Annotated in this window: 19 protein-coding genes; 4 read left to right on the forward strand and 15 right to left on the reverse strand. The window is 70.3% G+C overall.

Going from position 1 to position 22,532, the window contains the following annotated elements; all coding sequences use genetic code 11:
* Positions 1-35 precede the first annotated feature (35 nt).
* From ftsW to ABEA46_RS19650, 9 genes are all read right to left on the reverse strand, one after another.
* Positions 36-1,385 carry a putative lipid II flippase FtsW gene (gene ftsW / locus ABEA46_RS19610; RefSeq protein WP_345547043.1) on the reverse strand — a complete coding sequence of 450 codons (1,350 nt, stop codon included), beginning with the start codon at positions 1,383-1,385 and terminating at the stop codon, positions 36-38.
* Positions 1,312-2,889: a UDP-N-acetylmuramoyl-L-alanine--D-glutamate ligase gene (gene murD, locus ABEA46_RS19615; protein ID WP_345547045.1), complete on the reverse strand. Its 1,578-nt coding sequence runs from the start codon at positions 2,887-2,889 to the stop codon at positions 1,312-1,314. The genes ftsW and murD overlap by 74 nt, the downstream gene beginning before the upstream one ends.
* Positions 2,886-3,998 (reverse strand): phospho-N-acetylmuramoyl-pentapeptide-transferase, encoded by a 1,113-nt coding sequence (gene mraY / locus ABEA46_RS19620; protein ID WP_345547047.1) that lies wholly within the window; start codon positions 3,996-3,998, stop codon positions 2,886-2,888. The genes murD and mraY overlap by 4 nt, the downstream gene beginning before the upstream one ends.
* Complete coding sequence (locus tag ABEA46_RS19625) at positions 3,995-5,407, reverse strand: UDP-N-acetylmuramoyl-tripeptide--D-alanyl-D-alanine ligase (RefSeq protein WP_345547049.1); 1,413 nt, start codon at positions 5,405-5,407, stop codon at positions 3,995-3,997. Before ABEA46_RS19625 ends, mraY begins: the two co-directional genes overlap by 4 nt.
* A gap of 47 nt (positions 5,408-5,454) precedes the next feature.
* Positions 5,455-7,242 (reverse strand): peptidoglycan D,D-transpeptidase FtsI family protein, encoded by a 1,788-nt coding sequence (locus ABEA46_RS19630; protein ID WP_345547051.1) that lies wholly within the window; start codon positions 7,240-7,242, stop codon positions 5,455-5,457.
* A 6-nt stretch (positions 7,243-7,248) separates the two neighbouring features.
* Complete coding sequence (gene ftsL / locus ABEA46_RS19635; protein ID WP_345547053.1) at positions 7,249-7,848, reverse strand: cell division protein FtsL; 600 nt, start codon at positions 7,846-7,848, stop codon at positions 7,249-7,251.
* On the reverse strand, positions 7,845-8,816 hold the full coding sequence (gene rsmH / locus ABEA46_RS19640) for a 16S rRNA (cytosine(1402)-N(4))-methyltransferase RsmH (protein ID WP_345547055.1): 972 nt from the start codon (positions 8,814-8,816) through the stop codon (positions 7,845-7,847). The genes ftsL and rsmH overlap by 4 nt, the downstream gene beginning before the upstream one ends.
* A 118-nt stretch (positions 8,817-8,934) precedes the next feature.
* Positions 8,935-9,366, reverse strand: coding sequence for a division/cell wall cluster transcriptional repressor MraZ (mraZ, locus tag ABEA46_RS19645; RefSeq protein ID WP_026305415.1), 432 nt, complete (start codon positions 9,364-9,366; stop codon positions 8,935-8,937).
* Between the two features lie 217 nt (positions 9,367-9,583).
* Entirely contained in the window at positions 9,584-9,955 is a 372-nt protein-coding gene (locus tag ABEA46_RS19650; RefSeq protein ID WP_345547058.1) for a DUF3040 domain-containing protein, read from the reverse strand.
* A gap of 64 nt (positions 9,956-10,019) precedes the next feature.
* Between ABEA46_RS19650 and ABEA46_RS19655 the strand changes: the two genes are divergently transcribed.
* The gene (locus ABEA46_RS19655; protein WP_345547060.1) at positions 10,020-11,114 is read left to right on the forward strand and encodes a polyprenyl synthetase family protein; all 1,095 of its coding nucleotides are present in this window, start codon (positions 10,020-10,022) and stop codon (positions 11,112-11,114) included.
* Between the two features lie 38 nt (positions 11,115-11,152).
* Here the strand turns inward: ABEA46_RS19655 and ABEA46_RS19660 are convergent, their stop codons facing one another.
* Positions 11,153-11,542, reverse strand: coding sequence for an Rv2175c family DNA-binding protein (locus ABEA46_RS19660; protein WP_425563230.1), 390 nt, complete (start codon positions 11,540-11,542; stop codon positions 11,153-11,155).
* 161 nt (positions 11,543-11,703) lie between these two features.
* Here ABEA46_RS19660 and ABEA46_RS19665 point away from each other — a divergent pair, with 161 nt between their 5' ends.
* Together ABEA46_RS19665 and pknB are read left to right on the forward strand one after the other, a co-directional pair.
* On the forward strand, positions 11,704-12,900 hold the full coding sequence (locus tag ABEA46_RS19665; protein WP_425563240.1) for a LysM peptidoglycan-binding domain-containing protein: 1,197 nt from the start codon (positions 11,704-11,706) through the stop codon (positions 12,898-12,900).
* A gap of 97 nt (positions 12,901-12,997) precedes the next feature.
* Positions 12,998-14,935, forward strand: coding sequence for a Stk1 family PASTA domain-containing Ser/Thr kinase (gene pknB / locus ABEA46_RS19670; RefSeq protein WP_345547066.1), 1,938 nt, complete (start codon positions 12,998-13,000; stop codon positions 14,933-14,935).
* Positions 14,936-15,007: 72 nt separating this feature from the next.
* Here the strand turns inward: pknB and ABEA46_RS19675 are convergent, their stop codons facing one another.
* Genes ABEA46_RS19675 through ABEA46_RS19685 form a run of 3 tightly spaced genes read right to left on the reverse strand, consistent with a single transcriptional unit; the run spans position 15,008 to position 18,035 of the window.
* Positions 15,008-16,345 (reverse strand): class II 3-deoxy-7-phosphoheptulonate synthase, encoded by a 1,338-nt coding sequence (locus ABEA46_RS19675; RefSeq protein WP_345547068.1) that lies wholly within the window; start codon positions 16,343-16,345, stop codon positions 15,008-15,010.
* A gap of 50 nt (positions 16,346-16,395) precedes the next feature.
* Positions 16,396-17,091 (reverse strand): lysophospholipid acyltransferase family protein, encoded by a 696-nt coding sequence (locus tag ABEA46_RS19680; protein ID WP_345547070.1) that lies wholly within the window; start codon positions 17,089-17,091, stop codon positions 16,396-16,398.
* Positions 17,092-17,099: 8 nt separating this feature from the next.
* A complete protein-coding gene (locus ABEA46_RS19685) occupies positions 17,100-18,035 on the reverse strand; it encodes an ROK family glucokinase (protein ID WP_345547072.1) in 936 nt (311 codons plus the stop codon).
* A gap of 153 nt (positions 18,036-18,188) precedes the next feature.
* On the opposite strand from ABEA46_RS19685, the gene ABEA46_RS19690 reads away from it, so the two are divergent.
* The gene (locus tag ABEA46_RS19690; RefSeq protein WP_345547074.1) at positions 18,189-20,015 is read left to right on the forward strand and encodes an AMP-dependent synthetase/ligase; all 1,827 of its coding nucleotides are present in this window, start codon (positions 18,189-18,191) and stop codon (positions 20,013-20,015) included.
* Positions 20,016-20,082: 67 nt separating this feature from the next.
* Here the strand turns inward: ABEA46_RS19690 and ABEA46_RS19695 are convergent, their stop codons facing one another.
* Together ABEA46_RS19695 and ABEA46_RS19700 are read right to left on the reverse strand one after the other, a co-directional pair.
* Positions 20,083-20,574 (reverse strand): peptide deformylase, encoded by a 492-nt coding sequence (locus ABEA46_RS19695; protein WP_345547076.1) that lies wholly within the window; start codon positions 20,572-20,574, stop codon positions 20,083-20,085.
* A 1-nt stretch (position 20,575) separates the two neighbouring features.
* A complete protein-coding gene (locus ABEA46_RS19700) occupies positions 20,576-22,501 on the reverse strand; it encodes a MinD/ParA family ATP-binding protein (RefSeq protein WP_345547078.1) in 1,926 nt (641 codons plus the stop codon).
* Positions 22,502-22,532 lie beyond the last annotated feature (31 nt).

Raw genomic sequence — 22,532 nt, forward strand, 5'->3', positions numbered from 1 at the left:
GACGGACCCCTGCCTCGGGCTGCTCCCCTGCGCGCTCAGCGGACGGCGCGCAGCTTGGCGCGCTCGCGGGCCGCGCGTGCTTCGGCGATGGCGGCCTCGCGCCGTGCGACGGATGCCGGCAGCGACCGCGCGAACGCCAGCAGGACGCCGCACGCGACGAGCACCGACAGCAGCGAGGTGCCGCCCTGCGACATGAACGGGAGCGGCACGCCCATCACCGGGAACACACGCAGCACGACGCCGATGTTGATGAGCGCCTGGCCCACGATCCACACGGTGATGCCGCCGGCGGCGATCCGCACGAAGGGGTCATCGGTCTTGCGGATGACGTGGAACGCGCCGACCGCGAAGAGCGCGAACAGGGCGAGCACGACGGCGCAGCCGATCAGGCCCAGCTCCTCGCCGACGATCGCGAAGATGTAGTCGTTGGCCGCCGCGGGCAGCCAGTCGTACTTCTCGCGGGAGTTGCCGAGGCCGAGCCCGAAGACGCCGCCGCTCGCGAGCCCCCAGATGCCGTGCAGCGGCTGATAGCAGTCGTTGTAGTAGTCGTCGAGGCAGTTCGGATTGAGGAAGCTGAAGAACCGGCGCATGCGGTCGGCGCTGGTGAGGAAGTAGAACGCGATGAACGCGACGGCCCCGATCGTCGGCAGCAGGAACACCCGCAGCTTCACGCCGGAGAAGAACAGCGCGCCGAGCACGATGATCGCGAGGATCATCGCCGTGCCGAGGTCGTGGCCGGCGATGACGGTGCCGATCGCGAGGATCGTCACCGGCACGAGCGGGATGTACACGTGCCGCCAGTCGGCCAGCAGTGTGCGCTTGCGGAACAGCACGAACGCGACCCAGATCGCGAGGCCGAGCTTCAGGAACTCCGACGGCTGCGCCTGCACGCCGCCGACGTTGATCCAGTTGCGGTTTCCGTCGGCCTCGATGCCGAGCCCCGGCACGAACACCAGCATCTGCGCCGCGACGCCGAAGATCAGCGCGGGCCACGCCATGCGCTTGTAGAACGCGACGGGCAGCCGGCTCGCGATGAACATCAGCGGGATGCTGACCGCGGCGAACATCACCTGCTTGAGCACCATCTCCCACGGCGCCTCGCCCTTGGCGGTGGCCGTGGCCGACGTCGCCGACAGCACCATGACCAGCCCGAAGGCAGTCAGCAGCAACGCGGTCGACGCGATGAGCAGGAACTCGCTCGGCACCGGCGCGAACACCCGGCCCAGCGACACGCGCGCGGCCAGCCCGCGCCGGGCGGGCTTGTCGGCGGCGCGCGGAGCAGCGGCGGCCGGCTGAGCGGCCGCCGCGGGTTCAGGCGCCGGCGTCGTCCGGTGCGGCGGGGTCGGCCGGGTCGCCCGGGTCCGTGGCGGCTCTGTCGTCGTCACCCGGGACCTCCGTTCCGATGCGTGCCCTCACCGCCGCCGCGAATCGACGGCCGCGGTCTGCGTACGATGCGAACTGGTCGAAGGATGCCGCAGCGGGAGCGAGCAGAACCACGTCCCCGTCACGCGCCACCCCTGCCGCCAGTTCGACGACCCGCGCCATGACATCTTCAGTCTCGACGGCCTCGACCTCGAACACGGGCACCGCCGGCGCGTGTCGCTCGAACGCGGCGACGACCGCCGCGCGGTCCGCGCCGATCACGATGACGGCCTTGGCCGCCGCGCCGCGGCCGGCCACGAGCTCCGAGATGTCGACGCCCTTGAGCAGTCCGCCGACCACCCAGACGGCTCCCGGGTAGGCGGCGAGCGAAGAGGCGGCGGCGTGCGGATTGGTCGCCTTCGAATCGTCCACCCAGGTCACGCCGGCGTGACGTGCCACGACCTCGATGCGGTGCGGGTCGAGCCGGAAGCCGCGCAGCGCGTCGCGGATCGCCGCGGGGGGCACCTCGAGCGAGCGAGCGAGGGCGGCCGCGGCCAGGATGTTGGCGACGATGTGCGGGGCGGCGAGTCCGAGCGATGCGAGCTCGTCGACGGTGGAGAGCTCGAGCGCGCTCCTGTGCCGGTCGTCGAGGAATGCGCGGTCGACCAGGATCCCCTCGACGACGCCGAGGTCGCTGGGCCCCGGGATGCCGAGATCGAAGCCGATGGCACGGGCGCCCTCGATCACCTCGGCGTCCTCGACCATGGTCTGGGTGGCGGCATCCGCCTTGTTATACACGCACGCGACGCGCGTGTTGTCGTAGACGTGGGCCTTCGCGGCGCGGTACTCCTCGAACGAGCCGTGCCACTCGAGGTGGTCGTCGGCGAGGTTGAGGCACACCGCAGCATGCGGCGACAGCGGCTCGGGCGAGTCCTGCAGCCCGAGGTACCAGAGCTGGTGGCTCGACAGCTCGACCACGAGCGCGTCGAAGCCCGAGGGATCGCGGACCGCGTCGAGGACGGGCGTGCCGATGTTGCCGACGGGCGCCGCGCGCAGTCCTCCGGCGACGAGCATCGTCGCGGTCAGACGCGTGGTGGTGGTCTTGCCGTTGGTGCCGGTGATGAGGATCCAGTCGGCCGGTGCGCCGTCGGCGCGCACGACCTTGTCGCGCACACGCCACGCGAGCTCGACGTCGCCCCACAGCGCGACGTCGTTGCCGCGCGCCCACGAGACGAGTGGATGCCGCGGCGCGAAGCCGGGCGAGGCCACGACGACCTCGGGGTCGAAGTCGACGAGCTCGGCCGGCACGTCCTCCAGCGGGCCGGTCCACAGTCGCGCGCCGATCACGGGAAGCAGGCGGGCATACTCCTCGTCGGCCTGCTCGGTGACCACGAGCACGTCGGCGCCGAGTTCGGCGAGGGTGTCGGCGACAGAGAACCCGGTGACCGACAGGCCCAGCACCGCGACGCGCAGGCCCTTCCAGTCCGCGTGCCAGCTGGTGAGGGTGCGCAGGCGTTCCGAGGTCATGTGCGAGAGAGCCATTCGACGTAGAAGAATCCGATGCCCGAGACGGCCAGCAGGCCCGCGATGATCCACATCCGAACGACGATCGTGACCTCGGACCAGCCGCGCATCTCGAGGTGATGATGGAAGGGGCTCATCAGGAACAGTCGCTTGCCGCGCGTGATCTTGAAGTAGAGCCGCTGCAGGATCACCGATCCCGGGCCGATGATGAACACGCCTGCGACGAGCACGGCCAGCAGCTCGGTGCGGGTGAGGATGGCCATCGCGGCGATGACACCGCCGATCGCCATCGAACCCACATCGCCCATGAACACCTTCGCCTTGGGCGCGTTCCACCACAGGAAACCGACCAGCGCGCCGACGAACGACGCCGAGATGATCGCGAGGTCGAACGGGTCGCGCGTCGGGTAGCAGGCCATCTGTGCACCGGAGGACAGCTCGCCACCGCCCCAGCACGCCTGGTTGAACTGCCAGAACGCGATGAGGCTGTACGCGCCGGTGACGAAGATGCCCGAACCCGCCGCGAGGCCGTCCAGGCCGTCGGTCACGTTCGTGCTGTTCGAGAACGCGACGCCGATGAACGACACCCACGCGAGGTAGAGCAGCCAGCCCACGACGAGCCCGACCGCCATGAACGACAGCGCCTGCACGTCGCGGAACACCGAGATGTAGGGCGACGCCGGCGTCTGGCCGTAGGCGTTGGGGAAGTTGAGGGCCACGATGCCGAACGGCACGGTGACGATGATCTGCCCGACGACCTTGCGCCAGCCGCTGAGGCCCATGAAGCGCTGCTGGCGCACCTTCATGAAGTCGTCGATGAAGCCGACGACGCCGAGGCCCACCATCATCCAGATCACCAGCAGGCCCGAGATGGTGGGCGGGTTGTTGCCGGTGTACGCGCCGACCAGATAGCCGACGATCGTGCCGACGATGAAGATCGTGCCGCCCATGGTGGGCGTGCCGCGCTTGGTCTGGTGATTGGGGTTGCGGATGTCTTCGGGCGTGCGGATGACCTGCGCCCACCCCCACTTGCGGAACAGCCGCAGGAAGACGGGAGTGAGGAACAGCGCGAAGGCCAGCGAGATCGCTGCCGCAGTCAGGAGGGATCTCACGAGAACGATTCTCCCAGACGATCGCCCAGGAACCGGAGTCCGGCCGAGTTGGACGACTTCACGAGCACCCGGTCGCCGTCGCGCAGCTCACCCTGCAGGTACGCGAACGCCTCGTCGGCGGTCGAGAAGAAGACCGCCTCGTTGTCCCAGGACCCCTGCGCGACGGCCTCGAGGTACATGCGGCGGGCGGCTTCGCCGACGATGACGATGCGCTGGATGCCGAGCCGCACCGCCAGCAGCCCGACGCGGTCGTGTTCCTCCTCGGCATACTCGCCCAGCTCGCTCATGGCGCCGAGCACCGCGACGGTGCGTTCGGCCTGGCCGGTGATCTGCGCGAGCGTGCGCAGTGCGGCAGCCATCGAGTCGGGGCTCGCGTTGTAGGCGTCGTTGATGATGCGCACGCGGTCCGAGCCGAGCGGCTGCATGCGCCAGCGCTCGGCGATCTCGACGGTCTCCAGGCGCGCGACGGCGTCAGCCAGGCTCACACCGAGCGTGGTGGCCGCGGCGATCGCGGCAAGGGCGTTCATGACGTGGTGCTCGCCGAGCACCCGCAGGCGCAGCGACAGCGACTCGCCGTCGGCGGTGACGGTGAAGGACGTTCCGGATGCCGTCACGACGACGTCGTCGGCCCGCACCTGGGCGTCGGGTCCGCGGCCGAACCAGCGCACCGCGGCGCCCATCTCGGCGGCGATGGGCGCCATCGCGGCGACCCGGGCGTCGTCGGCGTTGAGCACCGCGACTCCCCCGGCGTGCAGGGCCTTCACGAGCTCGGACTTGGCGTGGAAGGTCGCTTCGATGCCGCCGAAGCCGCCCGCGTGCGCCATGCCGACCATCAGCACCACGCCGACGTCGGGGTCGACCAGCCCCGCGAGCCGTGCGATCTCGCCGGGCGCGCTGGCGCCGAACTCGCTCACCAGGAACCGCGTGGACTCCGTGACGCGCAGCATCGTGAGCGGAGCTCCGACCTCGTTGTTGAACGACGCCTTGGGAGCGACGGTCTCGCCCTCGCCCTCGAGGATGCGCGCCAGCAGGTTCTTCGTCGTCGTCTTGCCGTTCGAGCCCGTGATGCCCACCACGCGCAGGTCGCCGGCATCCCGGACATTCTTCACGACCACGCGCGCGAGGTCGGCGAGAGCGGCGACCGCGTCGGCGACCACGATCTGCGTGACGGCAGCCTCGACCGGGTGCTCGACGATGGCGACGGCGGCGCCGTTCGCGACGGCGGCACCCACGAACAGGTGCCCGTCGGTCTCTTCTCCGGGCTTCGCGACGAAGACGCCGCCGGGAGCGATGAGGCGCGAGTCGGTGTCGACGGCGCCGCTCACGACGGTGTCGAGCGTGTCGGCGCCGGAAAGCACCGCCTCGCCCGAGACGGCATGCGCAAGCTGTGCGATGGTGAACGCGATCATGTGGGAGGTACTCCGACCCTAAGCAGCGATCCGGTACTGGGGAGGTGCTACCCGAACTTGGGCAGCAGCACCGGCGACGTCGTCGAAGGCATGACGCGATACGTCTTGAGGACCTGGGTCATGGCCTTCTGGAACGCGGTCGCGTTGGCCGCTGACGATGTTACCTTCGTCGGCTCGTCCAGAGTGACGACGACCACGTACTCGGGGTCGTCGGCGGGCGCGAAGCCCACCATGGTCGTGTAGTACACGCCGGCCTTGTAGCCGCCGTTGACGAGGTCGGGCTTCTCACCGGTCCCGGTCTTGCCGCCGATGCGGTAGCCCGGGATCGCGACGGCCTTCGCGTAGTTGGCCTGCAGGAACACGTTCTCGAGCATCTCGCGCATCTGCGCCGACGTGCTCTCGCTGATGACGCGCTTCGGCTCGGCGAGCTCGGGCTTCACGACGGTGCCGTCCGGCTTCGTGCAGGACTCGATGATCTGCAGCGGCATCTCGACGCCGCCGCCGACGATCGCGCCGTACGCGCGGGCGAGCTCGGGCATGGTCGTCTGGATGCCCTGCCCGAACGACGTGTTCAGCGTCGTCTGCGCGCCCCACTCGTCGGCCGGGTAGACCAGGCCGTTGCCCTCTTCCGGGTACCCGGAGTCGGTGCCGTCGCCGATGCCGAACTTCTTGAAGTAGTCGTAGCGCGTCGTCTTGTCGAGCTTCTCGCTGAACTTCGAGATGCCGGCGTTCGACGAGTCGATGAGGACGCCCGCGAGCGTGTACGTGTACGCCGGGTGCTTGAACGCGTCGCGCACGCGGGCGCCGTCGGCGAAGAACTCCTCGCTCGAGGCGACCACCGTCGAAGTGGGCGTCTGCCCGCCGGCGTCGATGAGCGTCGCGGCCGTCAGCGCCTTGAACGTGGAGCCCGGCTCGAACGCGTAGCGGAAGATCTGGCTCGCCCGGTTGTCGGGGTCCGGCGTGCCGTCGACGTTGTTGGGGTCCACCGTCGGGTACTCGGCCGCGGCCCGCACCTTTCCGGTCTTCACCTCGTAGACGAGGATCGACCCGTGCTGGGCGACCATGTTCTGCGTCTGCTCGGCGATGAGCTGCTGCAGGTACCACTGCAGGTCGCGGTCGATGGTGAGCTGCAGGGTGCCGCCGTCGGTCGGCGGATCGTCCTTCTCGGTGCCGGGGATGACGACGCCGTCATTGCCCTTGTCGTATGTCCGCTCGCCGTTCGTGGCCGCAAGGCACGAGTTCTGCGACTTCTCGAGCCCTTCCAGCGCCTCACCGTCGGTGCCCATGAAGCCGAGCAGGTTGCCGGCGACGGCACCGTCGGGGTACGCGCGCGCCGGGTGCGCCTGGCAGAAGATGTAAGGCGTCTTCAGGTCGGCCAGGGCACGATACTGCTCCGTCGAGACGCCGTTCTTGAGCTTGGCGTACTGCGTCGCGGCGTTGCCGGCCAGCGCGGCGCCGACGATCGCGCGCACGTCCTCGGGGGTCTCGCCGAGGATCTCGGCGACGTCGTCGGAGACCTCGGCCCAGAGGCGGGACTTCGACTTCTTCTCGAGCACTTCGGCGTCGACCTGCGTGATCAGGAGCGGATTCACCTGGCAGTCGTACCGCAGGATGCTGCCCGCCAGCGTCTGACCGCTCTCGTCGACGATCGAGCCGCGCGTGCCGTACAGCTTCTGCGAGCCCGCGAAGGCGAACTTCGAGTCCTGGATGTGCTCGTCGGCGTTCACGACCTGGATGTCGACGAGCCGCACGACGAAGCCGGCGAGGACCGCGAGGACGATGGCGAGGGCCACGACGGTGCGGCGGCGGGGACTTCTCGTGCTTCGGGTAGTCATCTTGGCTCAGTGTGTGCTCGGTATGGGCAGTCCGTCGGTGATCGGCGGCGGAGTGTTGCCGACTCCACCGTCGAGGGGATCGGCCACCTGCACCGGCAGGCCGCCGATCGTGGCGTCCGGGACGGTGACCAGCGGAGTGTCGGTGATCAGGGCGTTCGCGACCGATCCGCGGCCGATCGCGTCCACCGACGAGGATCCCATCGCGACCTCCGACGGGCCGAGGATCGCACCGTCGCTCAGCCGCAGATAGCTCGGCGCCTCGTTGATCACCATGCCCAGCGCTGCGGCGTTGGCCGCGAGGTACTGCGGCGAGCTGAGCCCGGCGACGTCGTCGTACAGGATCTGCTTCTGGTAGGTGAGGTCGCGCTGTTCCTTGGCCAGGCTCGACAGCTCGTACGTGCCCTGCGTCGTCATGAGCGACAGCGACATCTGGGCTGCCGCGATGAGGAAGGCGCCTGCGACGGCGACGATGCCGTAGAGGAGCTTCGGGCGGCGGCGCCGGGCCGGAGCGTCGACGATCCGCAGTCGGCGGCGCGGGGCGTCCGACCGGTCGGGCGCGGCGGTGCGCCGGGGCAGTCCCGGCGCGCTCAGCGCGGTGGTGCTCATGCGGCACCTCCTCCTTCGTGCTCAGGCCTCAGCCGTTCTGCGGCACGCAGCCTCACGGGCGTCGCGCGCGGGTTGACCGCACGCTCCTCTTCGGTGGCGAGCTCGGCTCCCTTGACGAGCAGTCGGAATCGGGGCGCGTGCTCGGGCAGCTCGACCGGGAGGCCGGCCGGTGCCGTCGAGGCCGAGGCCTCGGCGAACGCACGCTTGACGAGGCGGTCTTCGAGCGACTGGTACGACAGCACGACGATCCGGCCCCCGACCGGCAGGATGCCGAGCGCCGACGGCACCGCGCGGTCGAGGACCGACAGCTCGCGGTTGACCTCGATGCGCAGCGCCTGGAACACGCGCTTGGCAGGGTGTCCGGTGCGCTGGACCGCCGCGGGGGTCGCCGCCTGCAGGATCTCGACTAGCCGGCCCGAGCGCTCGATGGGCGCCTCGGCCCGCGCGGCGATGATGGCCCGTGCATAGCGACCGGCGAGCTTCTCCTCGCCGTAGCGCTCGAAGATGCGGCGCAGGTCGCCCTCGCCGTACGTCGCGAGGATGTCGGCGGCGGTCGTGCCGGCCGACTGGTCCATCCGCATGTCCAGCGGTGCGTCCTGCGCGTAGGCGAAGCCGCGGTCTGCCAGGTCGAGCTGCAGCGACGAGACGCCCAGGTCGAAGAGGATCCCGTCGGCGTGCGCGAAACCGGCCGACGTGACGGCATCCGCTATCCCGTCGTAGACGGTGTGGACGAGGGTGACGCGATCCGCGAAGGGCGCGAGCCGCTCGCCCGCGATGCGCAGCGCGTCGGTGTCGCGGTCGAGGCCGACCAGGCGAAGGCCGGGGAAGCGCTCGAGGAACGCCTCGGAGTGGCCGCCCATGCCGAGGGTCGCGTCGACGAACACGGCGCCGTCGCGCTCGAGCGCGGGTGCGAGCAGCTCGATGCAGCGCTCGAGCATGACCGGGGTGTGGATGTCACGAAGGTTCATGATGATGTGCCGGGGCCTCGGCTGCTCCTCCTCCCCCGGTCCTGATCCCCATCCGCTCTGACCTGGCACCGGGGAAGTGTGTCAGGGCGGGAGCGGCTGGGAGTCAGGGCCGGGGGCATCAGAACAGGCCCGGGATCACCTCCTGCTCCAGCTCGGCGTAGCTCTCTTCGTTGGCCTCGGCGTAGGTGTTCCACGCGTCGGCGTTCCAGATCTCGGCGTGGGCGCCCACGCCGGTGACGACGAGTTCGCGTTCCAGGCCGGCATAGGCGCGCAGCGGAGGGGGGATGGTGATGCGGTTCTGACTGTCGGGCTTCTCGGCGCTCGCGCCCGAGAGGAACATGCGCAGGAAGTCCCGCGCCTGCTTATTGGCGAGCGGTGCCTCGCGGATGCGTTCGTGCACCCGTTCGAACTCCGCCTCGCTGAACACGTACAGGCAGCGATCCTGCCCGCGCGTCACGACGACACCCCCACCGAGATCGTCGCGGAACTTCGCCGGGAGGATGACGCGACCTTTGTCATCGAGCTTGGGTGTGTGCGTGCCCAACAGCATCGGTACATCACACCCCCTTCGTCCGCGGCCCCCCGGGATGTTCGCCACTTTACTCCACTCTCCTCCACTTCACCATCGATTCGATGCTGAGTGCTCCCTGTGAGGTGCCTGGACCGCCCTTTCGACCGTCGCGCGGGCAACAAAAAAGCACCGACCCGAAGGTCGGTGCTTCTGTGCCGCGAGAGGCGGCGGTGCGGGTATCAGGCGGCGGGGACGCTCAGCGCTCCTCCTGCCGCTTGTCCCAGCGATCGTTCATGCGATCCATGAACGAAGAGCTGTTGTTGGTCTGCGGCTTCGAGGGCCGCTCGGGCTCGACGCGGGCCTTGCCGGCTCCGCGACCGGGGGTGATGGCGAGGATGACCCCGCCCAGCATCACGACGAAGCCGATGACGCCGACGGCGATGATCTGCAGCGAGACGCCCATGATCAGACCGCCGATGCCCAGCAGCACGAGGATGGTGCCGTAGACGATGTTGCGATAGCTCAGGGTGCGCCCGCCTTGCGGCGCAGTGACGACGTCCGCGTCGTTGCGCATGAGATGGCGTTCCATCTCGTCCAGCAGGCGCTGCTCCTGTTCGGAGAGTGGCATGCATCCCCCTCTGTACTTCCGGTGGCTCGATTGTACGCGTGCCGTTCGTCACTAGGCTAGGCCCGTGTTCGCCGCCGCAGATCCGATCGAAGCCATTTCTCAGCGAGTCGACACATTCGTCACAGCGCAGCGGGCCGGGACGACGGACGCCGGCGCCGACGCCGCGCTGTTCCTCGACGCGGCTGCCGACGCCGCGACCGGCGGGAAGCGCCTGCGCGGGCGCTTCTGCATCGCCGGGTGGAGGGCTGTGGAGGAGGTCTCCTCCCCCGCCGCCGGCATCCCGGCGCCCGTGATCGCCGCCGCCGCCGCGCTCGAGGTCTTCCACGCGGCCGCGCTCGTGCACGACGACCTCATCGACAACTCCGACACACGCCGCGGGCGCCCCGCGACCCATCGGGCGCTCGAGGCGCGGCACCGCAGCGCCGGGTGGCACGGGGACGCCGACGCGTTCGGCCGGTCCAGTGCGATCCTCGTGGGCGACCTGCTCGTGGCATGGAGCGACGACCTGCTCGAAGAGGGGCTGCTTGCGGCATCCCCCGACCGCGCGGCGGCGGCCCGACGGCAGTACGGGCACATGCGCCGCGAGGTGACTCTGGGACAGTTCCTCGACGTGGCCGAGGAGTCGGCGTTCGTCACCGAGCCCGACGACCGCCACGCCGACCGGGCGCTGCGCGTCGCGTCGTACAAGTCGGCGCGGTACAGCGTGCAGCAGCCGCTCGCGATCGGCGCGGCGCTGGCGGGCGCCGACGAGGCGCAGGCCGCGGCGCTGGCCGGGTTCGGGCATCCGCTGGGCATGGCGTTCCAGCTGCGCGACGACGTGCTGGGCGTGTTCGGCGACGAGCGTGCGACCGGCAAGCCGTCGGGCGACGACCTGCGCGAGGGCAAGCGGACGGTGCTGATCGCCTACACGCGCGAGGCACTGGCCCCCGCCGCCCGCCGAGCGCTCGACGAACAGGTCGGCGACCCCGGCCTGGACGCCGCGCAGATCGCCGCGCTGCAGCAGACGATCATCGGCAGCGGCGCGCTGGAGCGCATCGAGCGGCTCATCGCGGACTACGCGGCCGAGGCGGATCGGGCACTGTCGGGCGCGCGCCTCGGCGGGACCGCGGTCGGAGAGCTGCGAGAGCTCGCCCACGCCGCAACGGTGCGCACCACGTAGGACGGCGGCCCGGAGGCCGGCCGAAGAGGCCCGGCAGATCAGGCCAGCGCGCGTGCGACCCGGCGGACCTCGCTCTTGCGGCCGGCGAGCAGCGCCTCGATGGGCGCGACGCCGATGGTGTCGTCGGGGGCGAGCAGCCAGTCGATGGCCTCGTCGTCCGAGAAGCCGGCGTCGTGCAGCACGAAGACCGTGCCCCGCAGCGACGAGAGGGGCTCACCGTCGACGATGAACACCGACGGCACCTTGAGCGCACCGTCGCGGCGCGAGCCGACGAGGTGGAACTCGTCGAGCAGCCGGCGCACGCGACCGAGCGGTTCGCCGAGCACCTCCACGAGTTCGGGAAGGGTGAGCCAGTCGGTCTCGTAGGGCGAAACAGCGTCAGAGGTCACGAAAGCAACTATCTCAGACGATCCCGGCCAGGTTCTCATTCCTCTTCTGTCACAGCAGTCACAGAAACCCCTCAATATGACAGGCGTTGACACCTTTCATCATCCGTGACACCGTTTTCGGAGTCGACTGAGGGGGGAAACTCGTGCGACAGACCAGCAGCACCCGCATTCCGAGCGGGTCCCGTGCGATCTTCGCCGGCGTGCCCGTGGCCGTCGCCGGATCGATCGCTCTCACGCTCACCGCGCCCGCGCATGCCGGGACAGTGGATGCCGCGGCCTCGGCCGCGCCGGCGGCACTGCCGCGCAGCATCCATCCGGTCGCGGTGCCGGCCGTGGCCGCGCCGGCCGCGCCATCAGTGACCGCGGTGCCCACGGTGGCGGTGCCCGCCGCGGCGGCACCCCCGACCTACACGGTGGTGCGCGGCGACACCGTCAGCCGCATCGCCTCGAGCTTCGGGCTGCGCACCGGCGACGTGCTGGCGCTCAACGGTCTGGGCTGGTCGTCGATCATCTACCCCGGACAGACGCTGAAGCTGTCGGCGGGCACCGTGGCGGCCGCACCGGCGCCCGTTGCCCCTGCCGCCCCCGCGGCCCCGTCGACCACCGCCGGCACATACACGATCGTCGCCGGCGACACCATCAGCGCGATCGCTCGGCGCCACGGCGTCACCACGAACGCGGTGCTGGCGGCCAACGGACTGGGGTGGTCGTCGATCATCTACCCCGGCCAGCGGATCTCGATCCCCGGGAATGCGGCGCCGGCGGCATCCACACCCGCCCCCACGCCCGCCCCTGCGCCGTCGGCTCCCCCGGCGACCACGACCGGCGGAACGGCCTACACGATCGTCGCCGGCGACACCATCAGCGCGATCGCCACACGCCACGGCGTCACCACGAACGCGGTGCTGGCGGCCAACAACCTCGGCTGGTCGTCGATCATCTACCCCGGCCAGACCATCACCGTCCCGACGACCCTGCCCTCGATCCCCGGGCTCACCGCCGAGCAGGTCGGCAACGCGAAGCTGATCGTCACGATCGGGCGCGAGCTCGGCGTCCCCGACCGCGGCATCGCGATCGCCCTGGGCACCGCCATGCAGGAGTCCTCGCTGCGCAACGTCACGTGGGGCGACCGCGACTCGCTGGGCCTGTTCCAGCAGCGGCCGAGCTACGGCTGGGGCACCGAGGCGGAGGTGCAGGATGCCGCACGCGCGACCCGCGCGTTCTTCGGGGGGTCGAGCGACCCGAACGGCACTCGCACGCGCGGTCTGCTCGAGATCGCGGGATGGGAGAGCCTGACGTACACGCAGGCCGCCCAGGCCGTGCAGATCTCGGCCTACCCCGACGCGTACGCGCAGTGGGAGTCTTCGGCGAACGCGTGGCTCGCCGCGCTCGGCTGACCGGCGGAGTCTCCGGCGCGCCGCCGAGCGTCACATTACGGTCTCACGGGGTGAGGCGTTCCGCAGGCTCACGGCTGCGGATCCGTAGACTCTCAGCGTGAGCACGAGTCAGCAGACGGACCCGCTGATCGGCCGTCTGGTCGACGGCCGGTACCGGGTGCGTGCTCGCATCGCCCGCGGCGGCATGGCGACCGTCTACGTCGCGACCGATCTGCGCCTGGAGCGCCGCGTCGCGCTGAAGGTCATGCACTCGCACCTGAGTGACGACAGCGTGTTCCAGAGCCGGTTCATCCAAGAGGCCCGCGCGGCCGCAAGACTGGCCGATCCCAACGTGGTCAACGTGTTCGACCAGGGCCAGGACGGCGACATGGCGTATCTCGTCATGGAGTACCTGCCGGGCATCACGCTGCGCGAGCTGCTGCGCGAGCAGCGCCGGCTCACGGTGCCGCAGGCGATCTCGATCCTCGACGCGGTGCTGTCGGGTCTCGCGGCCGCGCACAAGGCGGGCATCGTCCACCGCGACGTCAAGCCCGAGAACGTGCTGCTCGCCGAGGACGGCCGCATCAAGATCGGCGACTTCGGCCTGGCGCGCGCCACGACCGCGAACACGGCGTCTGGCGCCCAGCTGCTGGGCACGATCGCCTATCTCGCGCCCGAGCTCGTCACTCGCGGAACAGCCGACGCCCGCAGCGACATCTACGCGATCGGCATCATGCTGTACGAGATGCTCACCGGCGAGCAGCCCTACAAGGGCGAGCAGCCGATGCAGATCGCGTTCCAGCACGCGACCGACTCGGTCCCCCGCCCGAGCGTGAAGAACCCGGGCGTGCCCGAGCCGCTGGACGAGCTGGTGCTGTGGGCCACCGAGAAGTCCCCCGACGAGCGTCCGGTCGACGCCCGCGAGATGCTGGACCGCCTGCATGACATCGAGCGCGACCTCGGCGTCACGCCGGTCGTCACCCGCACCGGGCCCATCGGCGTGATCGGCGACCCCGGGACGGCCACCGGCGAGCTCACCGCCGTGCTGCCGAGCACCGCGACCGGTCCGATCGCCACGCTCGAAGAGGCCGACAACGCGACGCGGCTGCGCACCGCGACCAAGCGTCGCCGTACGCGCGGCGTGTGGCTGCTCGTCATCGTGCTGCTGCTCGCAGCCGCCGCAGGCGGCGTGGGCTGGTGGTTCGGGTCCGGCCCCGGGTCCATGGTCGTGGTCGCCGACGTGACCGGCAAGACGTATGACGAGGCCGCGGCGCGACTGCAGGAAGACACCTTGAAGGCCGTCAAGGTCGAGGCGAGCAGTCTCGACGTGCCGGTCGGCCAGGTGATCGGCACGGACCCCGAGCAGGGTGCGCACGTCGATCGCGACTCCGAGGTGAAGGTCACGGTCTCGCTCGGCCCCGCCGAGGCGACGTTCACGACGCTCAACGGTCAGCCCGAGGCCGACGTCCGCGCTCTGCTGGACGCCCAGCAGATCGCCGCGGGCGACTCCGCGTACTACTACACCGACGCCCCCAAGGACGCCGTGGTGTACGTCGCGGTCGTGCCGGCGGCCGGCGGTGACAAGGTCGAGTGCGGCGAGGGCTGCACGGTGCACCAGGGCGACACCGCCACCCTCGGCGTCTCGCTCGGCCCGCTGCCGAGCGTGGTCGGGATGCCGGTCGACGAGGCCACGAAGACCCTCGCTGATGCCGGCATCACCGTCAGCAGCACGTCCGAGGACTACAGCGACAGCATCGCCGAAGGAGACGTCATCAGCATGGCCGACCGGGCCCAGCCCGGGTACTGGCGCTCCGGCGACTCGACGACGCTGGTGGTCTCGAAGGGCCCGGAGCCGGTCGCGGTCCCCAAGGTCGTCGGTCAGTCGGTCCGCTCGGCGGTGAACGCGCTCCAGGGCGCGGGCTTCAAGGTCGCAGGCCTCGACGCGATCATCCCGGCGTTCTGGGACCTCTACGTCGTCCGCGGGATCAACCCGTCCCAGGGCACGCTGCTCCCGCCCGGTTCCACGGTGACGATCACCGACCTCAGCCTCGGCTGAGCTCAGACAGAGAAAGATCCTGGATGCCTCGGGCCGAGGCATCCAGGATCTTCGTCGTTCAGACGCTCTGACCTACCTCTTCTCGAGCTCCTCGGCCACGAGGAAGGCGAGCTCGAGCGACTGCATGTGGTTCAGGCGCGGGTCGCACAGCGACTCGTAGCGGGTCGCGAGGGTGGCCTCGTCGATCTGCTCGGAGCCGCCGAGGCACTCGGTGACGTCGTCGCCGGTGAGCTCGACGTGGATGCCGCCGGGGAACGTGCCGACGGCGCGGTGCGCCTCGAAGAAGCCGCGCACCTCGTCCACGACGTCGTCGAAGCGGCGCGTCTTGTAGCCGGTGGGCGTCGTGATGCCGTTGCCGTGCATCGGGTCGGTGACCCACAGCGGTGTGGCGCCCGAGTCCTTGACGGCTTCGAGCAGCGGCGGCAGCGCGTCGCGGATCTTGCCGGCGCCCATGCGGGTGATGAAGGTCAGACGGCCGGGCTCGCGCTCGGGGTCGAGCCTGTCGATGAGGGCGAGGGCGGTCTCGGCCGTCGTGGTGGGGCCGAGCTTGACGCCGATGGGGTTGCGGATCTTCGAGAAGTAGTCGACGTGCGCGCCGTCGAGGTCGCGCGTGCGCTCACCGATCCACAGGAAATGGGCCGAGGTGTTGTACGGCGTGCCGGTGCGCGAGTCGATGCGGGTGAGGGGACGCTCGTAGTCCATCAGCAGGCCCTCGTGCCCGGTGTAGAACTCGACGCGCTTGAGCTCGTCGAAGTCGGCGCCCGCGGCCTCCATGAACTTGATGGCGCGGTCGATCTCGGTCGCCAGGCGCTCGTACTGCTGGTTCGCGGGGTTCTGCGCGAAGCCCTTGTTCCACGAGTGCACCTCGCGCAGATCGGCGAAACCGCCCTGCGTGAACGCGCGGATCAGGTTGATGGTCGACGCGGCGGTGTGGTACCCCTTCAGCAGCCGCTGGGGGTCGGCCTGGCGCGAGCCCTCGGTGAAGTCGTAGCCGTTGACGATGTCGCCGCGGTAGGCGGGCAGCGTCACGTCGCCGCGCGTCTCGGTGTCGCTGGAGCGGGGCTTGGCGAACTGCCCCGCCATGCGACCCATCTTCACGATGGGCATCGACGCGCCGTAGGTGAGCACGACGGCCATCTGCAGCACCGTCTTGATGCGGTTGCGGATCTGCTCGGCGGTCGCGCCAGCGAAGGTCTCGGCGCAGTCGCCGCCCTGCAGCAGGAAGGCGCGGCCCGAGGCGGCGCGCGCGAGGCGGTCGCGCAGGTTGTCGACCTCGCCGGCGAACACCAGCGGAGGCTGCGTCGCGAGCTCTGCGGATGCCGCGGCCACGGCCTCGGCGTCATACCACTGCGGCTGCTGCTTGATCGGCAGGGTCCGCCAGTGGTCGAGTGCGTCGAGGGTAAGAGGCATCCCACGATTCTAATGTGGGGCGACGCCGCCCCGGCGCCGCGTGACGGCTCTCAGGCCGCCGGCTTCTTGACGGGCAGCCGGTCCTTCACGGTCGACGCGTAGACGTCCTCGTACTCCTGCTCCCCCAGTCGCTGCAGGGCGACCATGATCTCGTCGGTGACCGAGCGCAGGATGTACCGGTCGCCCTCCATGCCCTCGAAGCGCGAGAAGTCCAGCGGCTCGCCGATCACGATGCCGACCCGCACGATGCGAGGGATCGTCGTGCCGATCGGGAGCATGGTGTCGGTGTCGACCATCACGACGGGCACGACCGGAACATGCGCCTCCAGCGCCATGCGGGCAAGGCCCGTGCGGCCGCGGTACAGCTTGCCGTCGGGGCTGCGCGTGCCCTCGGGGTAGATGCCCAGCAGGTCTCCCCTGCCGAGCACCTGCAGCCCGGTGTTGAGCGAGGCCTCGGAGGCCTTGCCCCCGGAGCGGTCGATCGGGATCTGGCCCGTCGCCTTCATGAACATGCGGGTCGCCCAGCCCTTGAACCCCTTGCCGGTGAAGTAGTCGCTCTTGGCGAGGAACGACACCGGCCGGTCGATCATGAGCGGCAGGAAGATGGAGTCCATCACCGACAGGTGGTTGCTCGCGAGGATCGCGGCGCCCTCCGAGGGGACGTTGCGCCGGCCGACGATCCACGGGCGCCAGATCGCCTTGACGATCGGTCCGATCACCACGTACTTCATCAGCCAGTAGAACATCGGCGCGGCTACCCCTCCGCCGTGGCCAGGTCGGCGGCGCCGATGAGTCCGGCGTCGTTGACGAGCTGGGCGATCGCGAACTGCGCGACCGGACGGTCGCCGTACCCGGGCAGCGAGGTCTCGTACGCGAGGCGCACCGGCGCCAGCAGGTCTTCGCCGAGCTGCGCCACGCCGCCGCCGATGACGAACAGCTCGGGGTCGAGCACGGCCTGGAAGCCGCCGCACGCCTCGCCGAGCGCGGTCGCGACGCGCCGCAGCGCCTCGGTCGCGCCGGGGTCCCCGGCGAGCACGAGCCGCGACACCGCGGGACCCGAGATGGTGCCGGTCTCGGCGCGGAGCGCAGCGAGGGCCTCGCCGATGCCGCCCGCGTCGGCGATGTCGTGGGCCTCGCGCTGCAGCGCGCGTCCGGACGCGTACTGCTCGAGGCATCCGCTCTGTCCGCAGCCGCACAGCAGTCCGCCGCGGATGAAGCGCAGGTGGCCGAGCTCGGCGGCGATGCCGTGGCCGCCGCGGAACAGCTCGCCGTCGAGGATGATCGCGCCGCCCACGCCCGTGCCCATCGTGAGCATGACCATGTGCTCGACGCCGCGCCCGGCGCCGAACCGGTACTCGGCCCAGCCCGCGGCGTTCGCATCGTTCTCGATCGCGACGGGGAGCTGGATGCCGTCCTCCAGGCGCGCCTTGAGCGGCTCGTTGCGCCACGCGATGTTGGGCGCGTGGATCACGATCGCCCGGTCGCGGTCGATGAAGCCGGCAGCGGCCACGCCCACGGCGGCGACCTCGTGACCGGAGCGGAAGTGGCGGGCCATGTCGATGACGGCCTGGGCGAGCGCCCCGGTGTCGGTCGGCGTGTCGACGCGGACCTTCTCGACGATGCGCCCCTCGGCATCCACGACGCCTCCTGCGATCTTCGTCCCGCCGATGTCGATGCCGACCTTGAGCACTGCACTTCCTTCCCGGCCGTCGCGCGCGCGACAGCGTCTTGAAGTCTAGTCAGCGCACACTCGTCCACACCCCCGACGGCGCTGATGTGACGGCCGATTAGACTCGGATGATCCACCCGAGATAATCCGTCGTCCGGTACCGAAGGAGCTGCCGTGGTCCAGTTCGAAGTCCCCGCGATCGTCCCAGCCGATCCGCATGCCAATATCGCCGACCTCCTGGTCGAGCGCGTCAAGAAGACACCCAACGGCGCGCTGTTCGCCGTTCCCGACGGCGACGGGTGGCGCGACGTCAGCGCCGCCGAGTTCGAGAAGCAGGTGATCGCCCTGGCCAAGGGCTTCGCCGCCGCCGGCATCGAGCCCGGCGACAAGGTCGGCTTCGTCGCCCGCACCACCTACGAGTGGACTCTCGTCGACTTCGCCCTCTTCTACGCGGGCGCCGTCATGGTCCCGATCTACGAGACCAGCTCGGCCGCGCAGATCGCGTGGAACCTCTCGGACTCGGGCGCGATCGCCATCATCACCGAGCTCGCCGACCACTCGGCGCGCTTCGAGGAGGCGCGCGCCGAGCTCCCCCTCGTCCGCTCCGCGTGGAAGATGCACGAGGGCGACCTCGACACCCTCGTCGCCGGCGGCACCGGGGTGACCGACGAAGAGATCGAGCGCCGCCGCAGCATCGCCAACGGCTCCGACATCGCGACCCTCATCTACACGTCGGGGTCGACCGGCCGCCCGAAGGGCTGCGTGCTCACGCACAGCAACTTCGTCGAGCTCAGCCGCAACGCCGCCAAGTCGCTGCACGAGGTGGTCGAGACGCCCGGCGCCTCGACGCTGCTGTTCATCACCACCGCGCACGTGTTCGCGCGCTTCATCTCGATCCTCGCCGTGCACTCGGGCGTCAAGGTCGGCCACCAGCCCGACACGAAGCACCTGCTGCCCGCGCTCGGCTCGTTCAAGCCCACCTTCCTGCTCGCGGTCCCCCGCGTGTTCGAGAAGGTCTACAACTCGGCCGAGCAGAAGGCCGAGTCCGGCGGCAAGGGCAAGATCTTCCGCGCGGCCGCGAAGACGGCGGTCGAGCACTCCACGCTGCTGCAGGACGGCAAGAAGATCCCGCTCGGCACGAAGATCAAGTTCGCGCTGTTCGACAAGCTCGTCTACGCCAAGCTGCGCGAGGCGATGGGTGGCCGCGTCACGTACGCCGTATCGGGCTCCGCCCCGCTCGGCCCGCGTCTCGGGCACTTCTTCCACAGCCTGGGCGTCACGATCCTCGAGGGCTACGGCCTGACCGAGACCACGGCGCCGGCGACGGTCAACATCCCGTCGAAGTCGAAGATCGGCACCGTCGGCCCCGTGCTGCCGGGCGTGGGCATCCGCCTCGCCGACGACGGCGAGATCCAGGTGCGCGGCATCAACGTGTTCAAGGAGTACTGGCACAACGACGAGGCCACCGCGGCCGCGTTCGACGGCGACTGGTTCAAGACCGGCGACATCGGCTCGTTCGACGACGAAGGCTTCCTCACGATCACGGGTCGCAAGAAAGAGATCATCGTCACGGCCGGTGGCAAGAACGTGTCGCCCGCCGCGCTCGAAGACCCGATCCGCGCCAACCCGATCGTCGGCCAGGTGGTCGTCGTCGGCGACCAGAAGCCGTTCATCTCGGCGCTGATCACGCTCGACCCCGAGATGCTGCCGACGTGGCTCGCGAACAACGACCTGCCGGGCGACCTGTCGCTCGCGGACGCCGCGAAGAACCCGGCCGTGCGCGCCGAGGTGCAGCGCGCGATCGACGAGGCGAACAAGTACGTCTCGCGCGCCGAGTCGATCCGCAAGTTCACGATCCTGCCGACCGAGTGGACCGAAGACAGCGGTCACCTCACGCCGAAGATGAGCATCAAGCGCAACGTGATCCTCGCCGACTTCGCCGGCGACATCGAAGAGATCTACGCGGTGCCGGTGAGCACCACGAACGTCTCCCTCTCCTGAGAGATGCAGAAAGGGATGCCGGCGGCCTCGGCCGCCGGCATCCCTTTCGCCTTCGTGCCCCCGTGCGTCAGAACCAATCCGATTCGCGGATCTCGCGCATCGCGATGCGACGCTCTTCGGGCGTGAGGCGCTCGAGGTAGAGCATGCCGTCGAGGTGGTCGGTCTCGTGCTGCAGCGCCTGGGCCATGAGCCCCTCGCCCTCCAGGACGAGCTCGTTGCCGTCGAGGTCGATGCCGACGACCTTCGCGTACGGATAGCGGACGGCGTCATGCCAGAGCCCGGGCACCGAGAGGCAGCCCTCGCCGATCGCCTCGGGCTCGCCCGACACCTCCACGACGACGGGGTTGAGCACGTAGCCGATGTCGCCGTCGATGTTGTAGCTGAAGGCGCGCACGCCCACGCCGATCTGATTGGCCGCGACGCCCGCGCGCCCGGGCAGCTCGACGGTCTCGACGAGGTCGCGCACGAGGGCGCGCACGCCGTCGTCGATGGTCTCGACGGGGGCGCAGACGGACTTCAGGATGGGGTCGCCGAAGACCCGGATCGGCCGGACCGCCACGTCAGGCTGCCACAGCCGGCATGCGCAGACCCTCGACGACCATCGCGGCGAGCTCGCGCGCGGCCTCCCGGGTCGCGGGCTGCAGCTCGCGGAACGTGATCGCACTTCCGGCGGCGATGTGCGGGTCGTACGGCACGCGTGCGACGGCGCGCACGCGGGTGCGGAAGTGGGCTTCGAGCTCGTCGAGCTGGACGAGCGGATGCCCCGGCTTGGCGTTGTTGAGCACCACGATCGCGCTGCGCACCTTGTCGGCGTAGCCGTTCGTCTCGAGCCAGGTGAGCGTCTCGGATGCGAGGCGCGCCTCGTCCACGCTCAGGCCGGCGACGATCACGACCTGGTCGGCGAGGTCGAGCGTCGCCCCCATGACCGAGTGCACGATGCCGGTGCCGGTGTCGGTGAGCACGACCGAATAGTAGTGGGCGGCGAGGGCGGCCACGTCGCGGTAGTCGGCGTCGTTGAACGCCTCCGACACACGAGGGTCGGTGTCGGACGCGATGACGTCCAGGCGCGTCTCGTCACGGGCGACGATGCCCGACAGGTCGTTGAAGCCGACCACCTCGGGGCTGATGCGCACGAGGTCGCGGACCGTCTTGCCGCTGTCGCGCGAGATGCGCTCGGCGAGCGTGCCGCGGTCGGGGTTGGCGTCCACGGCGATCACGCGGTCGTCGCGTGCGGCCGCAAGGGCCATGCCGAGGAGCGTGGTGACGGTGGTCTTGCCGACGCCGCCCTTGCGCGAGAGCACCGGCACGAACCGCGCGCCGCCCGAGAGCGGTGCCGCGATGCGGCGGTCCAGCTCTTTGCGCGCGCGGGCGCGCTTGCCGTCGCCGAGGTTGATGCGCTTGCCCGACACCGAGTAGACGAAGTGCTGCCACGCGCCCTCGGGCTCGGGCTTGATGATCTGGTGCGGGTCGAGCAGCCGGTCGGCCGTGAGCAGATCGGACGTCTCGCGGCCTGCCTCGAACTCGCCGAGGCGCTTGGAGGTCAGTGCGACGCCGGGTCGTGGCGCGACGCGGTCGACGGCGCGCTCCGGCGACCGTTCCACGACGGGCATCGCGCCGGTGTGCTGCGCCTCGCGGCGCGTGGCCGGGGCGGCCGCCGCAGCGGCGGCTGCGGCAGAGGCCGGCGTGGTGGGCGCCGGCGCCCTGTCGGGGGCGGATGCCGCGGCATCCTGCTCGTCTGGTTCCGGGGTGTGCACAGCCATGTGGTCCTCCGCGGTCTCATCAGTCAGCTCGAGGTCGAACTCGGTGCCGTCGAACTCGAAGTCGGACGCATCGAAGTCTGCCGTCTCGAAGTCGGCGACGGCGAACTCGTCGATGACGACGGCATTTGTGTCGGGCGCCGGCTCGGGGGCGGGCTCGGGCTCCGGCTCCTCGGCGACCGGCTCGGGCTCGACAGCGGCTTCGGGCTCCTCGACGACGCGCTCGGGCTCCGGCTCCGGCTCCTCGGCGACCGGCTCGGGCTCGACCGCGGCTTCCTCGGCGACGGGCTCCGCCTCGGCCCCGACGACCTCCTCGACCGGTGCCTCTTCGGCCACAGCCTCCTCGGCGACGGGCTCGGCGTCGACGATCACGTCCTCGACGATCTCGGCGTCCTCGATCACCTCGACGTCGTACACGTCGGCCTCGATCGCCTCCTCGGCATCGATCGCCTCGTCGGAGTCCTCGACCGCGTCGAAGTCGGCCGCCGGCACGTAGGCCTCGGCGACGGGCAGGTCGGCGTCGGCGGGGATCTCGATGACGAACGGCACCTCGTCGTCGATCACACCGTCGTCGTCACGGTCGTCGCCCCGGTCCGTGGGCAGCTCGACGTTCACCTGCGCGGTCGCACCTCCGAGGATGCCGATGCCTGCGGTGTCGAGGCTTCCGGTGTCGGAGAGCACGCCGTTCACGGGCTCGTCGGGCGTGTGGTCGGTGCGATCGGGCGTCACTGCGGAGTTCTCCTGGGCAGACGTATTCGGG

Origin of the sequence: Microbacterium jejuense (assembly GCF_039544225.1) — a bacterium.
Taxonomy (GTDB): Bacteria; Actinomycetota; Actinomycetes; order Actinomycetales; family Microbacteriaceae; genus Microbacterium; species Microbacterium jejuense.